General features: G+C 44.4%; 24 protein-coding genes and 1 riboswitch. Of the genes, 22 read left to right on the forward strand and 2 right to left on the reverse strand.

The window, feature by feature from the left end; genetic code table 11:
- Position 1: 1 nt before the first annotated feature.
- The 19 genes from PUW25_RS06695 to PUW25_RS06785 all read left to right on the forward strand — a co-directional run bounded on the left by PUW25_RS06695 (position 2) and on the right by PUW25_RS06785 (position 18,152).
- Positions 2–673, forward strand: a complete 672-nt coding sequence (locus PUW25_RS06695) for a DUF4085 family protein (protein ID WP_205053627.1) — start codon at positions 2–4, stop codon at positions 671–673.
- Positions 674–703: 30 nt separating this feature from the next.
- Positions 704–1,255: a GrpB family protein gene (locus PUW25_RS06700; protein ID WP_205053626.1), complete on the forward strand. Its 552-nt coding sequence runs from the start codon at positions 704–706 to the stop codon at positions 1,253–1,255.
- 28 nt (positions 1,256–1,283) lie between these two features.
- Positions 1,284–1,904 (forward strand): NUDIX hydrolase, encoded by a 621-nt coding sequence (locus PUW25_RS06705; RefSeq protein WP_205053625.1) that lies wholly within the window; start codon positions 1,284–1,286, stop codon positions 1,902–1,904.
- A gap of 121 nt (positions 1,905–2,025) precedes the next feature.
- Positions 2,026–2,406 (forward strand): nucleotide kinase, encoded by a 381-nt coding sequence (locus PUW25_RS06710; RefSeq protein ID WP_205053624.1) that lies wholly within the window; start codon positions 2,026–2,028, stop codon positions 2,404–2,406.
- A gap of 124 nt (positions 2,407–2,530) precedes the next feature.
- On the forward strand, positions 2,531–3,040 hold the full coding sequence (locus PUW25_RS06715) for a cysteine hydrolase family protein (RefSeq protein ID WP_205053623.1): 510 nt from the start codon (positions 2,531–2,533) through the stop codon (positions 3,038–3,040).
- 52 nt (positions 3,041–3,092) lie between these two features.
- Positions 3,093–4,148, forward strand: a complete 1,056-nt coding sequence (locus tag PUW25_RS06720; protein ID WP_205053622.1) for a GNAT family N-acetyltransferase — start codon at positions 3,093–3,095, stop codon at positions 4,146–4,148.
- A gap of 93 nt (positions 4,149–4,241) precedes the next feature.
- Positions 4,242–4,736, forward strand: a complete 495-nt coding sequence (locus tag PUW25_RS06725) for a GNAT family N-acetyltransferase (RefSeq protein ID WP_205053621.1) — start codon at positions 4,242–4,244, stop codon at positions 4,734–4,736.
- A 286-nt stretch (positions 4,737–5,022) separates the two neighbouring features.
- A riboswitch (cyclic di-GMP riboswitch) is annotated at positions 5,023–5,107 on the forward strand.
- 165 nt (positions 5,108–5,272) lie between these two features.
- Entirely contained in the window at positions 5,273–7,036 is a 1,764-nt protein-coding gene (locus PUW25_RS06730) for a methyl-accepting chemotaxis protein (protein WP_205053620.1), read from the forward strand.
- Between the two features lie 20 nt (positions 7,037–7,056).
- Positions 7,057–10,791 (forward strand): non-ribosomal peptide synthetase family protein, encoded by a 3,735-nt coding sequence (locus tag PUW25_RS06735; RefSeq protein ID WP_205053619.1) that lies wholly within the window; start codon positions 7,057–7,059, stop codon positions 10,789–10,791.
- A 225-nt stretch (positions 10,792–11,016) separates the two neighbouring features.
- Positions 11,017–11,556 (forward strand): nucleoside deaminase, encoded by a 540-nt coding sequence (locus PUW25_RS06740; RefSeq protein ID WP_205053618.1) that lies wholly within the window; start codon positions 11,017–11,019, stop codon positions 11,554–11,556.
- Positions 11,547–12,263: an HAD family hydrolase gene (locus PUW25_RS06745; protein WP_047910163.1), complete on the forward strand. Its 717-nt coding sequence runs from the start codon at positions 11,547–11,549 to the stop codon at positions 12,261–12,263. The genes PUW25_RS06740 and PUW25_RS06745 overlap by 10 nt, the downstream gene beginning before the upstream one ends.
- 16 nt (positions 12,264–12,279) lie before the next feature.
- Entirely contained in the window at positions 12,280–13,017 is a 738-nt protein-coding gene (locus PUW25_RS06750; RefSeq protein WP_205053617.1) for a WecB/TagA/CpsF family glycosyltransferase, read from the forward strand.
- A 46-nt stretch (positions 13,018–13,063) separates the two neighbouring features.
- Positions 13,064–13,495: a GNAT family N-acetyltransferase gene (locus PUW25_RS06755; protein WP_047910161.1), complete on the forward strand. Its 432-nt coding sequence runs from the start codon at positions 13,064–13,066 to the stop codon at positions 13,493–13,495.
- A gap of 18 nt (positions 13,496–13,513) precedes the next feature.
- Positions 13,514–13,711, forward strand: coding sequence for a hypothetical protein (locus PUW25_RS06760; RefSeq protein ID WP_047910160.1), 198 nt, complete (start codon positions 13,514–13,516; stop codon positions 13,709–13,711).
- Positions 13,708–14,130: a hypothetical protein gene (locus PUW25_RS06765; RefSeq protein ID WP_047910159.1), complete on the forward strand. Its 423-nt coding sequence runs from the start codon at positions 13,708–13,710 to the stop codon at positions 14,128–14,130. The genes PUW25_RS06760 and PUW25_RS06765 overlap by 4 nt, the downstream gene beginning before the upstream one ends.
- Before the next feature lie 381 nt (positions 14,131–14,511).
- Complete coding sequence (locus tag PUW25_RS06770; RefSeq protein ID WP_047910157.1) at positions 14,512–15,264, forward strand: metallophosphoesterase family protein; 753 nt, start codon at positions 14,512–14,514, stop codon at positions 15,262–15,264.
- A 289-nt stretch (positions 15,265–15,553) separates the two neighbouring features.
- Positions 15,554–16,051, forward strand: a complete 498-nt coding sequence (locus PUW25_RS06775) for a PH domain-containing protein (RefSeq protein ID WP_047910156.1) — start codon at positions 15,554–15,556, stop codon at positions 16,049–16,051.
- Complete coding sequence (locus tag PUW25_RS06780; RefSeq protein WP_047910155.1) at positions 16,048–17,655, forward strand: PH domain-containing protein; 1,608 nt, start codon at positions 16,048–16,050, stop codon at positions 17,653–17,655. The genes PUW25_RS06775 and PUW25_RS06780 overlap by 4 nt, the downstream gene beginning before the upstream one ends.
- A gap of 179 nt (positions 17,656–17,834) precedes the next feature.
- Complete coding sequence (locus tag PUW25_RS06785) at positions 17,835–18,152, forward strand: DinB family protein (protein ID WP_052511714.1); 318 nt, start codon at positions 17,835–17,837, stop codon at positions 18,150–18,152.
- A gap of 133 nt (positions 18,153–18,285) precedes the next feature.
- On the opposite strand, the gene PUW25_RS06790 is transcribed toward PUW25_RS06785, so the two are convergent.
- Positions 18,286–18,885 (reverse strand): TetR/AcrR family transcriptional regulator, encoded by a 600-nt coding sequence (locus PUW25_RS06790; RefSeq protein WP_047910153.1) that lies wholly within the window; start codon positions 18,883–18,885, stop codon positions 18,286–18,288.
- A gap of 170 nt (positions 18,886–19,055) precedes the next feature.
- On the opposite strand from PUW25_RS06790, the gene PUW25_RS06795 reads away from it, so the two are divergent.
- Entirely contained in the window at positions 19,056–19,820 is a 765-nt protein-coding gene (locus tag PUW25_RS06795) for an SDR family NAD(P)-dependent oxidoreductase (RefSeq protein WP_047910152.1), read from the forward strand.
- A gap of 100 nt (positions 19,821–19,920) precedes the next feature.
- Here the strand turns inward: PUW25_RS06795 and PUW25_RS06800 are convergent, their stop codons facing one another.
- Entirely contained in the window at positions 19,921–20,547 is a 627-nt protein-coding gene (locus tag PUW25_RS06800) for a hypothetical protein (RefSeq protein ID WP_047910151.1), read from the reverse strand.
- Between the two features lie 290 nt (positions 20,548–20,837).
- Here PUW25_RS06800 and PUW25_RS06805 point away from each other — a divergent pair, with 290 nt between their 5' ends.
- Both PUW25_RS06805 and PUW25_RS06810 read left to right on the forward strand, forming a co-directional pair.
- Positions 20,838–21,341, forward strand: a complete 504-nt coding sequence (locus PUW25_RS06805; RefSeq protein WP_152557612.1) for a hypothetical protein — start codon at positions 20,838–20,840, stop codon at positions 21,339–21,341.
- A gap of 511 nt (positions 21,342–21,852) precedes the next feature.
- Positions 21,853–22,410 carry a DUF2441 domain-containing protein gene (locus tag PUW25_RS06810; RefSeq protein ID WP_047910258.1) on the forward strand — a complete coding sequence of 186 codons (558 nt, stop codon included), beginning with the start codon at positions 21,853–21,855 and terminating at the stop codon, positions 22,408–22,410.
- Positions 22,411–22,550 lie beyond the last annotated feature (140 nt).

Raw genomic sequence — 22,550 nt, forward strand, 5'->3', positions numbered from 1 at the left:
AATGAGATATTTTACGGTGGATTTATACAACGAAATGCAGGTAAGAGGCTGCATGGGAAGCTACTTCGAATCGGAGGAACAGCGCCAAGAGGAGATGCAATGGCTCGCTGCAGAAGGCAGGGACTTCTATCAGGAGTCACGAGACCGATTTGAATGGCTGCGCCCTCATATGCTGCAATTCTTGCCTGCTCACTTGTTAAAGTACGTATATGACGAGAGCATTATGGATTGCTATATTCACAGCCCTGAAATGAAGGCAGAGATCGGCGCATGGAAGAAGGAGTGGGACCATAAATGGAAAACAATCTGCGACAGATACTGGGAACACTACAAATCCATACAAGAGCAGCTGCCAGCAGAGGTTCGAAGATTAGATAAGGAATTTCACTTGCATGATGCTAGAATTATAGATGTACGGACGGAGCATCAACAGGCAGATATTCTTCTTGACGTCGTCGGATACTCTAAGCACCAGTACCAATTATGCTTTACCGGAGTGAAGGTGTTTAATAACTCCCCGGGGATTATGAAGGATGTCTTGCTATACCCTGAGATTGATATAACTGAAGGAGGTTTATTTGAGATTCGAATACTGATGAACAGCATGAATATTTTTCACATTATAGCCAGCGATTTGAGTATTGAGATCATACCTGTGCAGACAAATAGCTGAACACATATGTATTCACGAAAGGAAACATTTATGGAACAAGTCATTATTTCTTCATACAACGCAGAATGGATGCAGGACTACGAGCATGAACAGAAGAAAATACGATATAGCTTCGAAAGTCTTCCTGTCTTCCTTGAACATATCGGCAGCAGCGCTGTTCCTGGTATGGACTCCAAACCCACCATTGATATGATGGCCGGGGTTGAGGAGCTTAGTCTCGTGAATGAGACAATTATTCAGCGTTTGGACGAGATCGGATATGAATATGTACATAAGCCGGAATTTCCAGAGCGGCTCTTTTTTCGAAAAGGAAAATGGAGAGCTGGAACCCATCACTTGCATGTGTACAAGTTCAAGGGTCCGCATTGGATTAACCAGTTACTGTTTCGCGATTATCTGAAATCCCATGAAGAGGTCAAGCAGGAATATAATCGGCTCAAAAAGAAGCTGCAAGCAGCGCATACCTATGACCGTGTGGCCTATACCGAAGGGAAATCGGATTTTATTATCCAGACGATCCAGCAGGCGAGGGAAGATAAGGAATTGATTGCAAGACTGCATAGCAAGGGCTTGATATTGTAATCTAGTCTATTACAAGGGAGAGGCGTCAATGGAGCAGCTTAAATGGCTCGCGTGGGCACAGCAGATTCAGGCCATTAGTCAAACCGGTCTGGCTTATTCGAAGGACGTATTTGACTTGGAGCGTTTTGAGCAGCTTAGAGCACTCAGCATCGAAATCATGACAGAGTATGTGGATGTGGAAGTCGATCAGATCCGAGACCTATTCGCGAGTGAGACTGGATATGCAACACCGAAGGTGGACGTCCGCGGGGTTGTTTTTCAACACAATAAAGTTCTAATGGTGAAAGAAAAGATCGATGGAGCATGGGCGCTTCCTGGGGGCTGGGTGGACATCGGGCTGTCTCCCAAAGAGGTTGTTGTAAAGGAAGTGCGGGAAGAATCCGGCTATGAAGTACAGGCTGTCCGCCTGCTTGGCGTATATGATAAGAAGTTCCACGATCATCCGCCGTCCCCCTTTTATGTATACAAGATGTTTATTCGATGTGAGCTCATTGGCGGCAAACCGCAAGAAGGTGTGGAAACGTCAGAGGTTGGCTTTTTTGATGAGGATCATTTGCCGGAGCTCTCCATCGACAGAAACACCGAGAAGCAGATTAAGGCATTGTTCAATGACTTGAGAGATCCTTCAAGGGACGTATTTTGTGACTAGAGGTGGCGATGAAGAAATTAATTATTATTAACGGAACGATGGGTGTAGGCAAAACAACGGTAAGCAAAAAGGTCCATAAATCACTGGAAGATCCGTCTGGCTCGATGGGGACTGGTGCTGGATGATGAATCCTTGGGTGTTCAGTGAGGAGAACATTCGGATTGTCATGGACAACATGACCTATTTGCTTCGTAATTATCTTACCAATTCCACATTTGACTACGTCATCCTGAGCTGGGTTCTGCATAAGGAAGAGATCAGGGATGAACTGTTGGACAGACTCAGCGGATTGGAGTTTCAGGTAGAAACGATCACGCTGACTTGCTCGGAAATTGCTTTAAGGAAGAGAATGGAGCAGGATCAGCGAACCGAGGAAGAGTTTAAGCGAAGCATAGATAGACTCCAAGGGTATGAGCATATGCAAACCACTCTAATAGATACAAGCATTGTAACAATGAATCAGGTAGTGGAGCAGATACGGCATATCATTAGATCTAGTTGAGATAAGCAAGACATTGTTTGGCCTGCAGGAGGCAAGATGGTTATAGAAATTTACTACCAAGACGAATGAGCCCTGATGAAGTATAGTGAATTACAGGATTAGAAAAATGAATGGGGGATACGATTTGAAGATTGCTTTACTGATCGTGGATATGCAGGAGCTATTACTGAAGGACCAGGTTAAACCGCAGGATAAGCACAATGCCTGTGAGTATATCAATTACGTAGCGGATCGACTTCGCGAGAATGATCAGGTCGTCGTTCATATCAAGGATATAGAAGGTGCAGATCATCCTGACGATGCAGCTTATGATTTTATACCGGAGATACATATAGAAGCTGGAGATATCACCATGAACAAGGTCCATTCCAATGCATTCTGGCAGACAGAGCTGGAATCGATGCTTAAAGAAAAAGGTGTCGAGCTCGTCATCGTTTCTGGCTTCGCGGCGGAGCATTGTGTGCTTTTCACATATAATGGAGCCATCGAGAGGGGCTTCAACACTGCGATGCTGCAAGGAGGTATTCTGAGCTCCAGAGAAGATGCAGTTCAAACGACATATCGTGACAGGCAGATCATATCTTATACTGTCGTTGAGCTATTCGCAGCAAGCCTTACCCACCCGAAGAAATGAGACACGGTGGGCTTTTTTTATATGCTGCTGAATATGAGATTGGGGGAACATGATGAGCTATATCATTCGTAAAATCAGAACTCCAGAAGACTATTCTTCCATCGCGGAGATTCTCGGTTATGTTTTCTCTGAACCGACATCTGCAGAGAATCTGGCTGACGAGGATGCCAAAATTCCTGCTGCCGGATCACTATGGATCAATGAGGACGGACAGCTTGCCGGATTCGACCGGTATCGCTTGGTCGCTGTGAATGAGAAGGGAGAGGTTGTGGGCTACGGAATATCCTGGAGAGCGCCTTGGACCGAGGCAGGAGAGCTGAATCATCTTCTGGCTGTTCATCCGGATTACCGCAAGCAAGGCATTGGCCGAGCACTGTACAGAGAGCTTGAGAATTGGGCTGTCCTGAACGGAGCAAGCAAGCTGAATTATGAAGTGAATGATAATGATGCTTCCTCTATCGCATTTGCCGAGCATCGTCGATTTGATCGAGAAAGACATCAGTTCGAATCTGTCCTAGAGCTATCGAATGATGGCCTGGAATCATCGATGCCTTCACAGTCTTCAATTGTTATTCAGCCTTTATCCGAGATGCTAGAGCCAGAGGCCGAACAGAAGCTCTATGAGCTGTATAAAGGAACGAGCCGAGATATTCCGGGAATTAGCGGAGATTATTTTGATTTTCAAGAATGGAAGAAGTGGACATTGGAGCTGCCCGGCTCAAGGCCCGAGTATGTGCTGATCGCCCTGGATGGAGATCGGTACGTCGGAGTAGCGCATCTGCTGCATCAGACCTCCACGGAGAGTATGTACCATGAATATACAGGGGTAGATAAAGCGTACCGCGGCAGAGGAATCGGATTTGCATTGAAGGTAAGCGCTGTACAGCTTGCGAAGCAGTTGAAGATCAAGTACTTGCGTACGAATAATGACTCTCTGAACCATCCCATGCTTCACATCAATCGAGACCTGCTGGGATATAAGCCGGTGCCGGGAAGATATAAGATGGTAAAGAAACTGCCTAAAGAGAATAATGCTCTAGTGAACAAAGCAGCTAAACTCGAATCAAATGTAAAAGTAGATCTCATTTTGGAATCGGGTCCTGACTGAAGCCGCTGGCGAGGATCTTACAGTCAGATACGAACAAGGAAAGAGAATTCAGAGCTTTACAATTCGCTGACACAGAAGGTGAGGAATCGGTTCATGCTTGAAGTGCTTCCTGCAAGATTAACGGATGGTCCAGAAATATTAGAGCTGTGGACAGGTGCGGCCCGCTGGATACAGGCCAAAGGGATCAACCAGTGGCATCCTGATGAATTTAACCTCGCGCAGACCGAACAATTGATTATGGATCGTGAGCTGGAGTTTTTTGTGGCAAAAACGGACGGGATTATTATAGGTACGCTGTACATTTGCTGGTCTGACCCGGTTGTCTGGGGCGAGCTGAATGATGCGGCGTCGTCAGGATATATTCACAGGTTTGCCGTCAAGAGATCACATTTGGGTCAAGGCGTAGGCAGAGAGCTGTTGTTGTGGGCGGAAGATTACATAAGAATTAAAGGAAAGAAGCAGATTAGGCTGGACTGCATGGCAGATAACGAGAGGCTAAATCAGTACTATGTAACTTCTGGATATATCCATAAGAAGCTGCTCCACTGGGATAACGGCTGGAAGATCAATTTGTATGAGAAGGAGTAATCTCCTTCTAAAGATCGTTTCAAATTTTTTGGTTTAGGGATTATAAAATAGGTTCGAGTCTCCATCCATTTAGGGATGGGGGCTTTTTATGTCGAAATGTGAAATAATTCCTTGCAATTATAAACTAGTCATGACGGGGTCGTATTTAACTTGAGAATAGAGAATTTATGCAAAAAATAGTCTTATAGTATTAAAAAACTAACAAAAAAAGCCGATTAGAAAAAGTGAACACCAGTTTACTTTTAGTGAAGGTAAGATTATATAGTTCTTAAGCACTACTTGTAAATTGAATACGTGGCAAAGCTGTTGAAAAGCAGTGACGCAAAGCTAGAGGGACTACTTCCGTAAGGAAATGTCAGCCAGTTGCTTGAATGAGCCATGGCATTATTTTGTCCATAGGTTCATTTTTTTGTTTATTAAAGCGATCTATGAGAAAGGAGGAAGCAGACACCATCGCCCAAGGCTGGAAGGTTTACCATGCAATTTAAGATGAAATAGAAACTACATATGGATGAGTAGGGAGAGAACTGTCAGACATGAGTAAGTTAAAAAAATGGAGCTTCAAAAACCTGAGCATTGTTGCTAGAAATATGATACTCACAAGCTTCTATATCATTATTACAGGTGCTGTCGTTATTGGCTGCAGTCAGTTTATTCAAGGTAATGTATTGACCAAACAGCTTCAATCCGATTCCGGAAAATTAATGGAGGCTCTGGGAAGCCAGGTATCTGTGGAAGATGCGGAAGCAGCGAAAAATAACCCGGATCCGAATTCTCCGATTCAACAACAAATTACGGCTGTATTTGATGAGTTATCCAAGACCCATCCCAATGTAGCACAAGGCTATATCTTTGGACCGGAGCTGGAAGAGGGTACGCAAACCTCGATCATTGCACTGCCAACTGCAGTGCTTGAGATGTTCGCTGCAGAAGATATGGCACTTGGCGACATGTACGCACAGCCTCAAATTCATGCAGACGGCGTGAAGGAGATGCTTGAAACCAAGGAAATAGCCTACACCGCTGCTTATAACGATGATTATGGTACATGGATTACGGTACTGTATCCCTTTGTGAATGGAGCAGGCGAAGTATTTGCATATATGGGAATTGATGTGGATGCAAGTCTGATTGCAACAGGCAAGCAGGAGCTGCTGACATACACACTTCTTGCACTGCTGATTACGCTCGTTATCGTTCTTGCATTGCAATACATTACACTTAGACAGACCTTCAAGCCGGTCAAAGAGCTGATGGGTGCACTAGATAAGATAAGTAAGGGTGACTTTACCGTACAGCTGAGAACGAGTGATGATGAGCTTGGACAAGTCAACGAGAAATTCAACACCACAGCAAGTAACATCGGTCGTTTGGTTACTACGATCAAGAAGGTATCCGAGCAATCCGCGGAGCAATCCAAATTCTTGTTCAGTGCGGTTGAAGTTAACAACGAAAATACGGTAGATATTACGAAAAATATTGAAGAAATGACCAATAGTGTTGCGAAGCAAAGTGTGTCGATATCAGAGAGCGTTGTTTCGCTCGAAGAGATCTCATCCGGTGTGACCACAATTGCCGGAAATACGTCCGAGCTGTCCGAGATTTCTTTGCAGATGAAGGAGCAGTCTGAGGTAGGACATCAGAATGTAGATCAGGTCATTGAGCAGATGAATTCCATCAATCGTTCGGTTAAGAACTCGGTAGATATTATTGAGAAGCTGCAGATGCGTTCCGGCGAAATTGGCCAGATCGTTCAAGTGATTACAGAGCTTGCTTCACAGACGAACCTGTTGTCTCTGAATGCAAGTATTGAAGCGGCAAGAGCTGGTGAAGAGGGACGAGGATTTGCGGTCGTAGCGGATGAAGTGAAGAAGCTGTCCGAAGCCTCCAAGAAATCGGCAGATCAGATTGCAGAATTGATCGGATACATCCAGGATGAGACGGCTCTCGCTGTAGAGGCCATTGGTGATGGAGAGCAAAATGTAGCCAAAGGAATTGAAATCGTCAAAGAAACCGGCTCGATCTTCAAAGGTATCCTGGTTTCGACGGATTCCGTCACAAGCCAAATTCAAGAAGTATCTGCCGCTACACAGCAGATGGTCGCAGAAACGGAGCAAATTACGGCTTCAATCAAATCACTTGCGGATATGGCTGAGAAGAATTCAGTAGTCTCCGGTCAAATTGAGCGTAGTGCTCAAGAGCAGCAGGCTGCTTTTGCCAAGATTTTTGATTCAGCGGAACAAATGAATGAGGTTGCAAGCGAATTAGAATCATTAGTAGACAAACTTAGAGTGCAATAATAAAAGGGAGCTGATATCTGTTGAATACCACCGTGTTGTTAGAACAAACCAAGCAGTATTGGTCTGACGAGCTGCAGCTGCCTTTGCCTGGATTTCATTTGTATACAGATGGGTCATTGAACTATGCCAAGCAGGCAGCAGCTCAGACAGAGCAGGTACTGAACCTCGAGCCCGTAATGCTGAAGCGTTACAGTGAACTATATGATATGAAGGCATGGATGCTTGCCGGATACGCGGTATTCCTGCACCGAATGACTCAGGACAATGATATGCTGATTGGTGTGCAAAACAGAAGAGAACAGCTTCTTCCTATGCGTATCTCCATAAGTAGAACAGATTCGTTCAGACGTGTGTATGAGCAGGTGCTGGATAAGCTTGTACAACTGGATTCATCAGAGCTGAGTCATGCGGATGTGGAGAATATAGCTGGATACACGGTTCAATATCAAACCATATACGGCATGAAGCTTCATCATGAAGCCAGCAGACTGAATTGGTATGTGCAGGAGGGGCCGGATACCTGGCTCCTTCATGTTTCGTATGATTCGCAGCTGTTCAAGCAAGCTACCATTCGCCGATACATGCAGCACTTTGAGCGGTTATTGAGCGGTGTGCTTGAAGATGGAGATATGGATACGACGATTTCTAGTCTTCCCATTCTGACAGAAGAAGACTGGAGAGCCTACGATGTGCTGAACGACACGAAGATGAGTCTCCCGGAGCAGGCCACCATCGTGTCCATGTTCACTTCGGTAGCTGCGCAGTTTCCAGATCGAACCGCCTTGTCCGCGAATGAGGATGAGCTTACCTATCAGGAGCTCGACCTGCTGTCAAACAAAATTGCAAATATGCTCTTGGAGAAGGGGATACGCAAGGGTGAATTTGTGTCTCTCTTTATGGAGCGAAGCTTAGAGACGATTGTAAGCCTGCTGGGTGTAATGAAAGCTGGAGGAGCTTATATCCCGCTTGATCCGACCCATCCGGAGGAGAGAAATGCATATATCATCGAAGATACGAAATCAAAGGTGATCCTGACCGAGAGCAGCTATATTCCGAAGCTGGATTCACTGCTTGCCGGATTCGAGCATAGACCGGAAATCGTCTGTTTAGATCAGCTTGACGGTTCCTATTCCGAGACGGCGCCAGCGATCCGCATTGACGAGGATGATCTGGCCTATGTCATTTATACATCGGGATCAACAGGCAAGCCGAAGGGAGCCTTGATTGCCCATAAAGGGGTTGTCAATTTGGCGATGGCGACCAAGCAGGATCTTGGCTTAACGGAAGAGGATGTGATTCTGCAATACTCTACCTTCAGTTTTGATGCTTCCGTGTATGATATCTTCGGTTCGATTGGGAGCGGTGCCAGACTGCATCTGCTGTCCGATGAAGAACGTTTCTCGATCGATGCTTTTACAGAAGCTGTGGAGCAGCTAGAAGCGACCCGTATCGCCATTTTGCCAACCGTATTCTTTAACAGACTTGCCGCCTATCTGCCGGAAGATGCCGCAGTAAAATATGAGAAGATTAAGAGCATCACTGTCGGGGGAGAAGCCCTGACGGGAGAGACGGTACGGATGTTCCAGAAAAAGCTGCAGATTCCGGTGACGAATCTCTATGGTCCTACCGAAATTACCGTTGTTGCAACCGGACATAAGGTAGACTACCCCGTGCCGGAGGATGTCTCCACGATTGTGATCGGGACTCCGCTTGCCAACTACGAGCTGTATATTGTGGACGGGAACAATGACCTATGTCCAATAGGAGTTACAGGAGAGCTGCTAATCAGCTCTGTAGGTGTAGCCAAAGGTTACTTGAACCAGCCGGAGAAGACGAAGGAAGCATTTATCTCAGATCCGATCCGTCCGGGTTCAGGGAAGAAATTTTATCGCTCTGGTGATTTGGTGCGGCTATTGCCGAATGGACAGGTTGAATACAGAGGAAGACGGGATTCGCAAATTAAGATCAGAGGATTCCGAATTGAAATTGGTGAGATTGAAAATAGTTTTGCCAAGCACGAGAATATCAAGGACGTTGCAGTCATTCCAATTACTGAGGATGGCAACAAATTGTTAGCGGCATTTTATACAACGAACGATGGGGCAGCAATATCTAAGAAGGATCTTGTGCAATATCTAAGCAAAAAGGTTCCGGGATATATGGTTCCTACGTATATGCAGCATGTAGTGGAAATGCCGTTATCTCCTACGGGAAAAGTGGATCGTAAACAACTCGCAGCTTATGAACTTAAGGCAGATGAGAATGATTCGATATATATGGCACCGGAGAATGAGATTCAGCAAGCGGTCGCAGCGTCCTGGGAACAGGTACTCGATCTGCAGAGAATTAGCATTCATGATGATTTCTTCGAGATTGGCGGGTATTCGCTCAAGATTCTTGAGATTCTGGTCCTGCTGAAGCCAAGCTATCCATTGCTCAAGATCAATGACTTCTTCCAGTATCCAACGATTGCTAGATTGGCCGAGCGGATCGAGGAGCTTAATCAGGCGGTAGAGAAGGATGCCAGGGATATAGATATCGTCAATCGTCCGATTGAGGATTTAGCGGAACATCCGGCAGTCATTGGTACTCCAGATCACTTCAGCATAAAGACGTCTGCACAGAAAAACATTCTGCTGACAGGAGCAACCGGCTACTTAGGCTCTCATTTGCTGGCAGAGCTGCTTCAGCGTTCAGATGCTATCGTGTACTGTCTCGTCCGCTCTTCTTCGGGAATGGATCCGTATGCACGCTTGGTTCACATCATGCAGGGCTACTTCGGCAGTGAATCTGCAGAGTGGATTGAGAACCGGGTTGTTGTATTGGAAGGAGATCTGGAGAAGGAGAACCTGGGGCTTAGTGAGGCAGACCAAATGCTGGTGGCTAAGCAGATTGATTCTATCATCCACTGCGGTGCGGATGTGAGACACTTTGGAGATGCCAAGCATTTTGCTAATGTGAATGTAGAGAGCACGAATCGCCTGCTGTCTCTCGCGAGAGAAGGAAGCGGCATCCGGTTCCACTTTATTTCCACACTCGGTATTCCAGAAGAGCTTGCTGAGAATGGACAATGGGCCGACATCGTTCAAGGGAACGGCTATATGACATCATATGTCGAGAATGTATATACGAATAGCAAGCTTGAAGCGGAGAAGCTGGTAATACAGGCGGGTGAAGAAGGAGTACCGGTGAATGTTTATCGAGTGGGTAATTTATCCTGCCGCTCAGATAATGGGGTATTCCAAAATAATATCGATAACAACGCTTTTTACCGCATGCTGAAGGCGATGCTGCTGCTGAGAAGAGCCCCTCGGGTACGATGGGAAGTGGATATGACTCCGATCGACTACGCAGGACAAGCCGTTACCGCGCTTGCGCTTCAGGATGAGACCGTAGGAAGAGTCTTTCACATATGTAATCCGGTTACGATTCCATATGAGCGTATGGTCGAGTACTTTACAGACGCTGGCTATGACATCACGTTAATGGACTTGAAAGAGTTCGAAGGCTGGCTGCTTAATCCCAATGAACCGAAGGATTCGGCTGGAGTCGAACTTGCGATGGCTCAGCTGGAAGGGGATGGAGCGAAGAATTCCATGTTCCGGTACACATGTCCGCAGACGATGGAGTTCCTTGCAGGCACCGGAGTGCAGTGTGCCGAGCCAGACGCGGCGTACTTTAATAAGCTGATTCATCATGCGGTGGAGATTGGATATTTTATTCAACCGAATTCATTTGATAATGTCACAAGATAAGTTAAGAAATGGATTCAAGCATCAGTAGAAATAGAGGAATATCAAGATTAGGTTTCCAAGCTGTATTCAATAACTGTATAATAATGGAATGATGGGCTTTATGTACATAAGCTCGTAATGACTTCCGAGGCCCGGCCCAAGATAGAAGCTATCTGAGGTCGGGTCTTTTTTTACATAACAAGTAGACACAGCATAACAGATGCTTTAATCCAGAGGAGTGAAGTGATGGACAAGGATTATACATACTTGATGATGGCATTTGAAGAAGCAATGAAAGCAAGAGATGAAGGAACCTTCCCCATTGGAGCAGTCATTGTGGATGAGAACGGTAAAGTCATCAGCAGGGGAAGAAATCGGGTGTTTTCGGAATGTGATTCAACAGCTCATGCCGAAGTGGATGCGATTAGACAAGCAGGACAGCTTATCGTAAACCCAGCAACCCGTAAATTCATACCCAACAATGGTCTGACGTTATACACTACTTGTGAGCCTTGTCCGATGTGTACAGGTACAATCGTGCTGTCGTTGATTCGAAAAGTGGTGTGGGCAGCCAATGATGAAGAGATTGGTGCGTTCAGAAGGTTTAGAAACGCGGGCAGTCCACTCCCAGTATATGATGATTTATTTAATCAAATTGAGTTCACCGCCGCACCGTATCCAGATTTAGAAGAACGGCAAAGAGCCTTGCTGGCAGAGTGGAATATCAATCGCGGCTATACGGATACCCATTGGAATCAAGAAGCGGAGGGATCTTCGTGCCGGTAAGAGCATTAATATTTGATCTGGATGATACGCTGTCCGATCGACAGGCTTCCATTGAAGACTATATTTCGAGATTCATTACAACGTACTTCCCTCAAGCGGATGCAAGCAGGCAAGCCTTCATCGCTGAACGGTTTAGAGAAGCAGATCAGAATGGCTACCGTGATAAAAAAGAAGTATACGATATGCTGGTAAGTCAGCTCAGCTGGTCTGATCCGCCCACGGCTGAGGAGTACATTGCCTTCTTCAAAGAAGAGCTGCCACGCTGCATTAAGCCGATGGAGCATCTATATCCGGTTCTGGATTATTTTAAGTCCAAAGGCGTACCCATGGCTGTCATCACAAATGGTTCGGTCCAGGTGCAAGGCGCTAAGATTGCTCAGCTTGGAATTCGGGACTATTTTGATACCGTGATCATATCAGCGGAAGCAGGGATAAAGAAGCCTCATCCGGATATCTATGCCATCGCGTTACAAAGGTTAAACATGGCCCCAGCGGATGTATGGTTCATCGGAGATCATCCTCAGAATGATGTAGCAGGGGCAGTAAAATGCGGCATTCAGGCCATATGGATGGCAAGAGACAACGTATGGGATGATCAGCTCGAGCATAAGCCACACAAGTCGATCAGAAACCTGCAGGAGTTAGTGCCGATATATGAGAACGCGTTAGGATTAAATAATGCATCGAACGAAGGACATAAAGTATAGAAGCGAGGTTATCATCATGGAGAACTATTCGAAAATTATGGGCATTCCAGTTCCAAAGCTCACGATGACAGAGACGGTCCAAATCTTGAGTGAGGTCATAGAGAAGCAGCGGGAAGAGCTTTACCATGTCGTTACCTTGAACCCGGAGATCGCGATGTCCTGTCAGCATAATGCTGCGCTTCGTCAGATTGTAGATCGTGCCGGGCTGCTTACCGCCGATGGTGCAGGAATTGTGATGGTCTCAAGGGTCAAAAGAGATCCCCTTCCTGAGCGGGTAACGGGCTGCGATCTTCTCTATCATCTTCTTGCCGCCGGGCATCAGAAGAATTGGTCTTTCTATCTGCTAGGTGCGGATGAGGAGACGAGCCATGCCGCGGAAGCGAATATACGATCATCCTACCCTGGTGCCATCATAAAGGGGAGGCATCATGGTTTCTTCCATCCTTCCGAGGAAGGGCGAATCCTAGAGGAGATCAGTTCAGCGAATCCGGATATCCTTGTCGTTGCACTCGGCGCGCCTTATGCGGAAGAATGGATCGATAAGCACCGAGATCAACTGAATGCGCGGATCGCGATCGGCGTTGGAGGCACGCTTGATATTATAGCTGGAAGAGTAAAAAGAGCACCCCGCATCTGGCAGAGGCTGAATCTGGAGTGGATGTACAGACTTATAAATCAGCCTTCAAGGTGGAGAAGGCAGCTGATCTTGCCAAGATTTGCAGTGAGAGCTATTCTTTACAGAGATCCAAATTAAGACGAGTGATCAGACAACAAGACAATGAATAGGAGATCGAACGACAATGTCCGAACATAAATATCAAACGATTCACAGGATGCCAAGTGTGAAGGAATATATTGATTTATGCAGTTCAGTCGGCTGGCAAGAGGTCATGAATTTTGATGCAGCTGAACAATCACTGCAGCATTCCTGCTATGGCGTTGTTATAGAATATAATGGAGAGGCTGTCGGCATGGGAAGAGTCGTGGGCGATGGCATCATGTATTTCTACGTCCAGGATATTGTCGTGAAGTCGGAGCATCAGAGTAAGGGGCTGGGACAGCTGATCATGAGGGCGATCCAGCAATATTTAAGTGAGCATGCGGCTGAGAAGGCATTTGTCGGGCTATTTTCCGCTCAGGGCAAAGAAAGCTTTTATCAGAAATACGGTTTTAATATGCATCAAGGCATGACCGGCATGTTCGGCGTCATTCATGACCGTGAAATAAAGTAATGTAGGAGGCAGGCGGATATGGAAAGGCTAGTAGATTCCAGCAGTGAGAAGCTTAGGGCAAACGGGGACTTCCTCACCGTACTATATGTGCTGCTATATTGCATTCATTTCGTTAGCTGTCACCGGATCCGTGTGTTGGATACATACCTCTGTCAGATCAAATTAAAGCTGGAAGAACAGCGAAGAATCCACTTGAAGAGCAAGGAGGGTAAATGAGACAGAGAGGAATAAATTATACACTTATTTTGTTACTCTTTGGTGTAATTATTTCAGGCTGTTCTTTGGTGGGTGAACAAGAGCAAGAAGGTCTTGAAGTCAGATCTCTTATGGTTGCTTTCGGCGGGGGAGCTAATGGCACCATCGTTTCCTACAATTTTACACTATGGAACTTGAGCGAGGAGCCCATTACTGTTTCATCTATTGAACCCGTTCTGTCGAAAGCAGCAATGGAGCGATTGGAAGGTCAAGACATCCGTATGGAGCTGAACCAAACAATAGAGCCAGAAGCCTCTGTGTATATTGAAGGTCTCTTTAATCTAAATACGGAAGGGATGTCTAAGCAACAAATCATTGATGAGGACCTCGATATTCAAAATTTTAAAATCACAACCGAGCAGGTGTTACCCGTTCATTGAGAAGATGTCTTGAAAAGTAATCTCTGTAAGGATGGTGAGTGTTCTGCGATGTACATCCATTTCAGATTATTGAATCTATCCGCTTGGCTGACCGTGTTATTGGTATTATTCATACCGGGAAGACAGGCTTTTGATGGTAATCAAAGAACAGAATTTGGAGTTCCGTTCAAGTATATTACTCGGTATGATCGCGCACCTAATAATGGTTCTTGGATTCTCGACAATATCTCCATTGACATCCTACCATTCATAATTAATGTTGCTGCAATCTATAGCGTGCTGCTGGTGATTAGATCACTAAAGCACAAATATAAACATAAGGGTATTGGGAAAGAAATATAAATCTCATCCTGAATTGAAAAAAGCAGGGGGATAGCTAAAATGCTGTACAACAAGATCGCAGTCATTTCAGATATTCATAGTAATGTATATGCTTTAAATGCGGTGCTGAAGGATATTGAAACGAGAGATATAGATATTACTTTGAATCTGGGAGATTCGTTGTTCGGACCAATCGATCCAATAGGAACTGCTCAGCGCTTGATGGATCACGACCAGATGATTCATATCATGGGCAATTGTGACGAGGAATTATTGAAGGATCATAGCGATTCTCTTACATATCAATTTGTCAAACCGTTGCTGGATTCAGAGCTGCTCAGGTGGGTCCACAGCTATAAGTCAACGTGGAAGTATGAAGATATCTTGTTTTGCCATGGAACGCCAGGATCTAATCGTACCTATTTATTGGAGCAAGCTACTAAATCAGGTATTGTCTATAAAAGTGCTGAATTGCTCTCGGACGAGCTTCGCTCTATACAGGAGCAATATATCATATGCGGGCATAGTCACGTGAGCAGGACTCAGTTCCTGCTGGATGATAAAATCGTTATTAACGCAGGGAGTGTCGGACTTCCCGCATACGAAGATGATTTGCCTGTTCCACATGTAATGGAATCGGGTAGTCCTCACGCCAAATATGTCATACTAACGCGAAACGATCGAGGTTCTTGGGATATTGCACATCTCCAAATCGCCTATGACTGGGAACGTGCGGCTGACATTGCCAACCAGAACGGGCGTAACGACTATGCTTATGCCATTATGACAGGAAGAGCACTTGTTAAGGGTTGAGAGTGTTTGCTCTGATGACTCAAGCTCTGATAGGGGGGAGTATATGAATGTGAATTCGTTTCATTCTACGATTAATTCTTTGTTTGGTGAGCTGCTGGAACAGTTCAAAAATGAATGGCTCAAAGAAGAGCATGTAGAAACAAGTCATACCAATTAATGAGTTAGCATTTTCAAATGAGTATTCTCCTGTTACATTAAATGAAGGTATATATGAAAAATTGTCATTAGACGATCATTCAGACGAAACGAAGACCAAGACATAAGGGTGGTCGGAATAAGAGGTGGTACATTGTACTCGCAAACGAAAGAGCCGCAGCAGCGATTAGCAGACAATGCGGTCAAAATATGGTGGATCAGTGCAGTAATCAGTAATGTGATCGGGTTTGTAGTACTCGGGGTGTTGTTATTTCTCGACTATTATTTCTCCTGGTATGCTTGGATCGGCTGGGTTCTCATCGGACTCACGATCATCTCGGTGCTCTATGCTGTCTGGGATATCTTGATCCGTCCCAAGCTGCTATACGCACACTGGCGCTATGATGTAACAGAGCAGTTTCTCCAGCTGAAGTTCGGTACGCTGACTGAGGTCCATCAGCTAATTCCCATGACCAAGATTCAATCGGTGGCTACCCGTCAGGGTCCGCTGCTTCGCAAATATAATTTGTACGCTTTATCGGTAGATACGATGGGATCTTCACACAGTATTCCTATTCTGCCTGAGCAGGTTGCGCTGGACCTGAGAGACCAAATCGCTTATTATGCCAAAATAAAAGAGGTGGATGAATGACCGAAGATAAACGTTATCATCCATTGTTAATTCTATTTGAAGTATGGAAGCTGATTAAAAATACCTTCTCCATTATTATTTTGTTGTTTGTTATCCAAATGGGTTCCGAAGCGAAGTGGGTCATATACGGAAGATGGCTTTTTTATCTGGTTATCGTGGGTTGTCTTATTACTATCGTGTGGCGCTGGATCACCGAGCGTTACCGCCTCGATGATACCTCCTTTCATCTTGCGCAAGGGGTATTCGTCAAATCGAAGCGCACGATTCCATTCAGAAAAATTCAAAATGTAAACCGTCATGCTTCATTGTTTCATCGAATTTTTAAGGTGACCTCCATCAGGTTTGAGACAGGGATGACGGGGGACGAAGCGGCTGTGGAGTTTCAAGTGATATCTCGTGCCGAAGCAGATCGCATTGAGAAGTACATCGCTGACCAAGTGAATAAAGAGCGTGTCGCTTCTGCTATGCATTCCAAGAACACAACTAACGAAATGGACAGCGCTCCAAATGATGAGAACGAGATCGAATTGACAGCAGATCAGATACAAGATTCTTCGGATCAGGCCCACGACACGGTCCATGCCGCGACTTATGAACAAGCTCCTGAAGCACAGCAGCGCACGCTCCATTTCAAGCCGACCAGGAAGGAAGTATTAAAGGCTTCTTTTACATCGCTCAGTTTCCTGGTCCTTATTCCCATTGTGGGGACACTGTACTCTAATGTGCAGGAGTTTATCGATATCGAGGAGCAGGCCGAGGGGATACTGTCCACGGTGTTATCCTCTTGGTGGATGACCTCATTGGTCATTGCCGGAATCATCGTGCTGGCTGTCATTCTTGGGATCGTGACTACATTTCTTAAGTACGGAAACTTTGAAATTTCTTCAGATGAGGAACGGATCTATATTGCCAAAGGGGTCATGGAGCAAACTGCGTTTTCCATTGCAAAAGAAAAGGTACAGGCGATTGAAATTACCCAATCCTTCATCAAGAGGCTGCTCGGACTGGCAGAGGTCAAGCTGGTCACGGCAGGCAGTGTGGGGGAAGCGGAGCATGAAGTGAACAGCCTGTATCCTTTTTTACCGGTGAGCAAAGTCCACGCCATGATCCCCAAGATGCTGCCGGCCTATGAAGTATCTCTCGATATGCAGCGTTTGCCTCGTACATCGTTATGGCTGCGTCTTGTGAGGCCAAGCTGGATCTGGATCGTTGCAACAGCGCTGCTCGTTTATTTTAAGCCGAACCTATTTGGCTGGGATGAAGCTTGGTGGGTATTATCCGCTGGCTTGCTTGTCTGTGTCGTGCTATGGAGAGTACTGGATTATCTCAACTGCAGATACAGCATTGGAGAGCATTTCGTTCAGTTTAAGAGCGGAGGATTTGCTACAAGTCTGTTTATTTCCAAGAGAGCCAAGATCACCGAAGTCAAAGTAACGCAAGGCATACTCCAGCGCCGTCTAGACCTGGCTTCCATCCAAACCACCAATCGTGCAAAGCCTGTCCTTCATCATAAAGCGCAGGATGTACCGGTGCAAGCAGCAGATCATTTTTACATGTGGTATATGGAACGGTCCAAGGATGTTTCAACTCTACATGAGCAGTGAATAACAGATACAATAGCTATAAAGGATATTCTCGGAAAATAACTCAGCCTGTAATCCACGTGGTTTAAGGCTGGGTTATTTTTTATAATAACATGTTGAGAGGGAGTTGGTGATTTCATGGATCCACTACGTTATCCTATAGGTCGATTTGTACCTGTTGGGCTATGGCGGATAATGATATGAATGCCTATATTCGGTTTAAACGTACTCTGACCGAGGATGTGCCGATCGCCAGCTCTTACAGGGAGGACCTGTGGGCCGAGCTCGAAGAGTATAGGAGAGCAGAAGTGGATGAGTCAATAACACTGCTAGCCATTCTGCATAAACGTTTCTATATTCTGGTAAGCAGTCTGTTTGATGAAGACTTTTACCGAATGCTCCGAACCGAACTACTGGGGACGATCACACTTGATACGGCACTGCAAAGATTCGTTTGGCATAATAGACATCACACTGCTCAAATAGAGGCACTGCTGCATCGCAAAGGTTGGCTGTGATCGTTACCTCGACCGTTCAATATTATAGCTGCAGACTGAAAAACAGTCCTTTTCTGTGTTAAAGCTCTTTTTGATAAGAACTTTTACATTGAAAAGAACTGTTTTCATTTCAATTCAAGTGTACTAAATACACTTACTCTTTCTTCACAAACACAACAGGGGTCTTGAATTTTAATATATGAATCAGCTGTTCTCCCATGTACTCAGGGGATTGATCAAAGTCATTGTTGATCCACTCCATAATGAGTCCAATGATGCCGTGAATCCGGTAGGTGCTGAACAGGCTGATGTCGATATGAGGGTCAATGTCGATATAGGAAAAATCAAATTCTTTTCGGAACAGCTGATCTAATCGTTTAGACATTTTTTCATAAAAATTATAGTTTGTTTTCTCATCGAACATCACCTTATAGAATCGCTTATGCGTGAGAAAGTGGTGGAATAATACGATCGAATCCGGTGGAAGCTTGTTAAAATCAATAATCTGAAGACCCACATACGGCTTGCGGTGAGCTTCCGTCATCAGCTCGAATACTTCTTCTATCATTTCATCCAGCAGATCTTCCTTCGACTCATAATGAGCATAAAAGGTTCCCCGGTTATAATCCGCGGCAGTCACAATCTCAGTGATCGTGATGTCATGAAAGCTTTTCTGCTCCATCAGAGATAACAGTGTTAATTTGAAATTTTCTTTGGTTCGTCTAACTCGCTTGTCTGGATGTTGAACGGGCATGAGAAACTCCTTTTGAAAATTTTAACGGACAAAAACCGTGATTATGTATGTTTTCGTACAAAACAAAAAATATTGCATATTGGGCCATGTATATAGTCGTATTATACTGAATTTGTTACAAAATTTCGACATTCCTTGAATTCGGTTTCAAGGTAAGGAGGACGACATTCATGGCTAGATTAGAAGGTAAAGTGGCAATTGTAACAGGTGCAGGGTCCGGAATGGGACGCGCAACTGCGAAATTATACGCACAAGAAGGAGCAAAAGTGGTACTCGCCGAGTTCAACGAGGCTTCTATGAACGAGACTTTGCAGGATATTCAAGCAGCAGGCGGTACGGCTGTAGCCATCAGAACAGATGTGTCTAAAGAAGCTGATGTTGAAGCAATGATTCAAAAGGCGGTTAGCGAATACGGTAAGCTGGATATCCTGGCTAACGTTGCCGGTATTTTCGATAACATGACTTCCGTAGAAAATACTTCAAATGAGCTGTTTGAGCGTGTAATGGGCGTTAACCTGAATGGTCAATTTTATGCATGCCGCTCTGCGATCAAAGTATTTAACACCCAAGAGACAGGCGGAACGATCGTGAACGTTGCATCCGTAGCTGGCTATCTTGGTGCACGCGGTGGTGCCGCTTATACCATGTCCAAGCATGCAGCGATTGGTCTTGTTAAAAATATTGCATCCTTCTACGGACGTGAAAACGGCAAGATTCGTGCGAATGTCATTGCACCAGGCTCTATTGCTACAGGCATGACTCCTAATTTTGCAGATCTGGACCCGCTTGGTGCGGCAACCTTCGGTGACCTCGGACCATTCAACGGAGGAGAAGCAGAGGACATTGCACAAACGGCCTTGTTCCTTGGTTCGGACGAATCGAAGTTCATTAATGGTGAAGTCATCACGGTGGATGGCGCATGGACTGCCCGTTAATTTCTAAGTATACAATAGTTCAATAGTTAAAAAGACCGCCAGCTTACTCCTGGGAATGGAGTAAGCTGGCGGTCTTTTTGTTAATTCGTATTTACAACTTCTAAGATGACAATTCAATCTCGATCAGCTCAACACCTGCAGGAAAGCTCGATCTGATCTTCGATATATTAGAGAAGTATGGATCATTAGATAAAACAGAGATACAATTACCATCGTACCCCGGCCAAAATATCGTTCGGGCAATCGTCATATCAATAACAACCGTATCCTGAATCTGAATCCCGCCCTGATATGTCACAGATATCGGCTCAATGGCAAAGGGAGACTCGTTCGAGCCTATAGACCAGATCACCTGTTCATTGCAGCTTGCCATGTTTAGAAATAACGGCAAGCTACTAGCAAGCTGGCTCTTGTTTCTTATATATAGTAACGTAATTCTTCTGTTCAACAGCTCGTGTTCTAACGAATGCAGCGTACACAGCTGTGCGAGATCTTCCTTCCAGAGAACGGAGGTATTCAGACAGAAGCAGATCGGGTAACTATCGAGATTGTTCATCCACTCTAACATAAACGGAGCACTGGAATCATCGAGGAAGACTGAGTTCGTACCTAGAAAATCCATAATATACGGAGCATGCTCTTGGTTAAATGTAAACGGAAAATGCCCTCCTGGGTTAGGCAGATTAGCATAATAGGTCGGAGGGAGATTAGCAAATTCGAGCTGCATGGAGGCACCTTCTTCAAGATTTTGAGTTCTAGTTCTAAGCTCAGTGTAGCAGAGTTGGAAGAGAAATGAATCATTATTAAGAGTTATTCAAAATTCGCTCTTACCTAAACTTAAGGTAAAATGTTATAATTGTTCAGTTGTTGAACCAATTTCGTTCGTTATAACGCGATATGAAATTGATTCAGGGTGTGTAGAGATATTGGCACTATTTGATCGCCAAAAATATATGTCGCAAGATACGTCTACCATCTGAAATTTTAATTTTAATTTTAATTTCGGAGGGGATTATTTTGTTCAAGGAAGATAGACTTCCGCAAAATGCTAGAGAAGGCATTATTTTTATGTTGATCGTGTCCATTATTTCGGTAAACACCATTGGGCCCATCATATTGGGGTTGGAACGAGGCTTTAGCGTAGCCAATTACTTAGAAACATTGAAGGTCATCCCGTTCATGTGGGTTATCGTTATTCTGTTAGTGAAGCTGGTGGCAGGACCTTTGGTTCGCAAGGTATTACCCAAATTTGTGGGTAAAACAGATGGTTTTAACGCCAGAGTGTTATTGAACATTGTAATGAACGTGACGGTTCTATCGGTTCTGTTAACGATTATCGGTACCTGGGTGGGGATGAGACAAATATCTCTAGAACCTTTCCACAACTTCTTTCCGACATGGTTTCGAAATTTTGGTGTTGCCTTTTGGATTGAACTGCTTGTCGCACAGCCGATCGCAAGATTTGCAATGAAGAAGATTCATGCAAGTCAGGCTAACCGAGCAGAAAATGTAAGCTCTTAATTTGTTAATATAATATACTTCAACGATATGAACAGCCACTTCCATGAGGGACCTGGCTGTTTTTTTTATATTCAAGGTAATAGATTTACAGGAGGTAAATATGCGATTTTTATATAGTCTGTTGCATGCATGTATTGCAATGGCTGTTATAGCCGTCTGTATCATGGTTTCAACAGTGCTCGGTATAGACAAGTACCTGTATCTGTTTTTCTGTGCGGCTGCCCTTACTGTTCTTTTTATTGGGAGAAACTTATATAACAAAGGTTCACGTGCAATGGCTATCCTATGTTACGCATTCTCTTTCGTCTTTCTCATGCAAGCTTGGGTATTGTAACAATCCCTGATGAATTACAAAAGACAATCTTAATTACATAATAATATGGAAATTATTTTGACGTAATAGCAGTGTAGTTTCTTAATTTTCTATTGTAAAATAAGCGATTGCTATTTTAGGAGGAAATCCGTGGAATATAAAGATTTGTATGTATATCACATTGTTACTAAGAAAAAAATGATCCCTGGACAGAGGATATTCTATGATAATAACCAAAAAAATTCTCTATATCATTTCTTTTTTGAGAAGGAGCGTTTGAATTCCAAGGGAGGGGATTTTATACATATTTTATATGGTAACTATAACCATGAGGGTTTGAAGTTGGACAGAGAAAATGCCGATGTAGCACTTAATTATGTAGGACAGACGATTAGAGCGATTAGAGAAACGATTGTCGAAATGGTGAGACTACAGGAATATCCTGAGTATCCTTCGAGACTATCCTGCTTATATGCTGCAAAAAGCTATGAAGACGCATTAAAGTGGAAAGCGATATTTGATTCGTATAATCGAAAGGTATTGCGGCTTGTTAAACTAAGAGTTGTAGGTGGGATCTTCGAAGGTGATGCAAATTTATTACCTAAAGAAGATGGTGCTTCGTTCTCACGCAAAATTGAACAGGCTAGAGAATACTGGAAGAGGAATATTAACAACACACTTCCTGAGCTCTTAATTAACGGACAAATTGAGGTTGTTGAGGTTGTTGAAGATTACTTTCCGACTAATGATTTTTGAAAAATGGAGTGTTGACTCTATCAAGGGATTGACATTCATAAACCTAATTGTCATTTCATAAAACAACAGGTAGATAATAATTATATGTAATCTCTCCGTTTTGTTCATCAGGATTGCAAGTTACTCTAGAAAGAAAGTAC

It is taken from the genome of Paenibacillus urinalis (genome assembly GCF_028747985.1).
GTDB classification, from domain to species: domain Bacteria; phylum Bacillota; class Bacilli; order Paenibacillales; family Paenibacillaceae; genus Paenibacillus; species Paenibacillus urinalis.

Bases quoted from the DNA above. Each gene is read 5' to 3' on its own strand.
- PUW25_RS06695 (WP_205053627.1), top strand. From the start codon at position 2: ATGAGATATTTTACGGTGGATTTATACAACGAAATGCAGGTAAGAGGC.
- PUW25_RS06700 (WP_205053626.1), top strand. From the start codon at position 704: ATGGAACAAGTCATTATTTCTTCATACAACGCAGAATGGATGCAGGAC.
- PUW25_RS06705 (WP_205053625.1), top strand. From the start codon at position 1,284: ATGGAGCAGCTTAAATGGCTCGCGTGGGCACAGCAGATTCAGGCCATT.
- PUW25_RS06710 (WP_205053624.1), top strand. From the start codon at position 2,026: ATGATGAATCCTTGGGTGTTCAGTGAGGAGAACATTCGGATTGTCATG.
- PUW25_RS06720 (WP_205053622.1), top strand. From the start codon at position 3,093: ATGAGCTATATCATTCGTAAAATCAGAACTCCAGAAGACTATTCTTCC.
- PUW25_RS06725 (WP_205053621.1), top strand. From the start codon at position 4,242: ATGCTTGAAGTGCTTCCTGCAAGATTAACGGATGGTCCAGAAATATTA.
- PUW25_RS06730 (WP_205053620.1), top strand. From the start codon at position 5,273: ATGAGTAAGTTAAAAAAATGGAGCTTCAAAAACCTGAGCATTGTTGCT.
- PUW25_RS06740 (WP_205053618.1), top strand. From the start codon at position 11,017: ATGGACAAGGATTATACATACTTGATGATGGCATTTGAAGAAGCAATG.
- PUW25_RS06750 (WP_205053617.1), top strand. From the start codon at position 12,280: ATGGAGAACTATTCGAAAATTATGGGCATTCCAGTTCCAAAGCTCACG.
- PUW25_RS06755 (WP_047910161.1), top strand. From the start codon at position 13,064: ATGTCCGAACATAAATATCAAACGATTCACAGGATGCCAAGTGTGAAG.
- PUW25_RS06760 (WP_047910160.1), top strand. From the start codon at position 13,514: ATGGAAAGGCTAGTAGATTCCAGCAGTGAGAAGCTTAGGGCAAACGGG.
- PUW25_RS06765 (WP_047910159.1), top strand. From the start codon at position 13,708: ATGAGACAGAGAGGAATAAATTATACACTTATTTTGTTACTCTTTGGT.
- PUW25_RS06770 (WP_047910157.1), top strand. From the start codon at position 14,512: ATGCTGTACAACAAGATCGCAGTCATTTCAGATATTCATAGTAATGTA.
- PUW25_RS06780 (WP_047910155.1), top strand. From the start codon at position 16,048: ATGACCGAAGATAAACGTTATCATCCATTGTTAATTCTATTTGAAGTA.
- PUW25_RS06785 (WP_052511714.1), top strand. From the start codon at position 17,835: ATGAATGCCTATATTCGGTTTAAACGTACTCTGACCGAGGATGTGCCG.
- PUW25_RS06790 (WP_047910153.1), bottom strand. From the start codon at position 18,885: ATGCCCGTTCAACATCCAGACAAGCGAGTTAGACGAACCAAAGAAAAT.
- PUW25_RS06795 (WP_047910152.1), top strand. From the start codon at position 19,056: ATGGCTAGATTAGAAGGTAAAGTGGCAATTGTAACAGGTGCAGGGTCC.
- PUW25_RS06800 (WP_047910151.1), bottom strand. From the start codon at position 20,547: ATGCAGCTCGAATTTGCTAATCTCCCTCCGACCTATTATGCTAATCTG.
- PUW25_RS06810 (WP_047910258.1), top strand. From the start codon at position 21,853: ATGATCCCTGGACAGAGGATATTCTATGATAATAACCAAAAAAATTCT.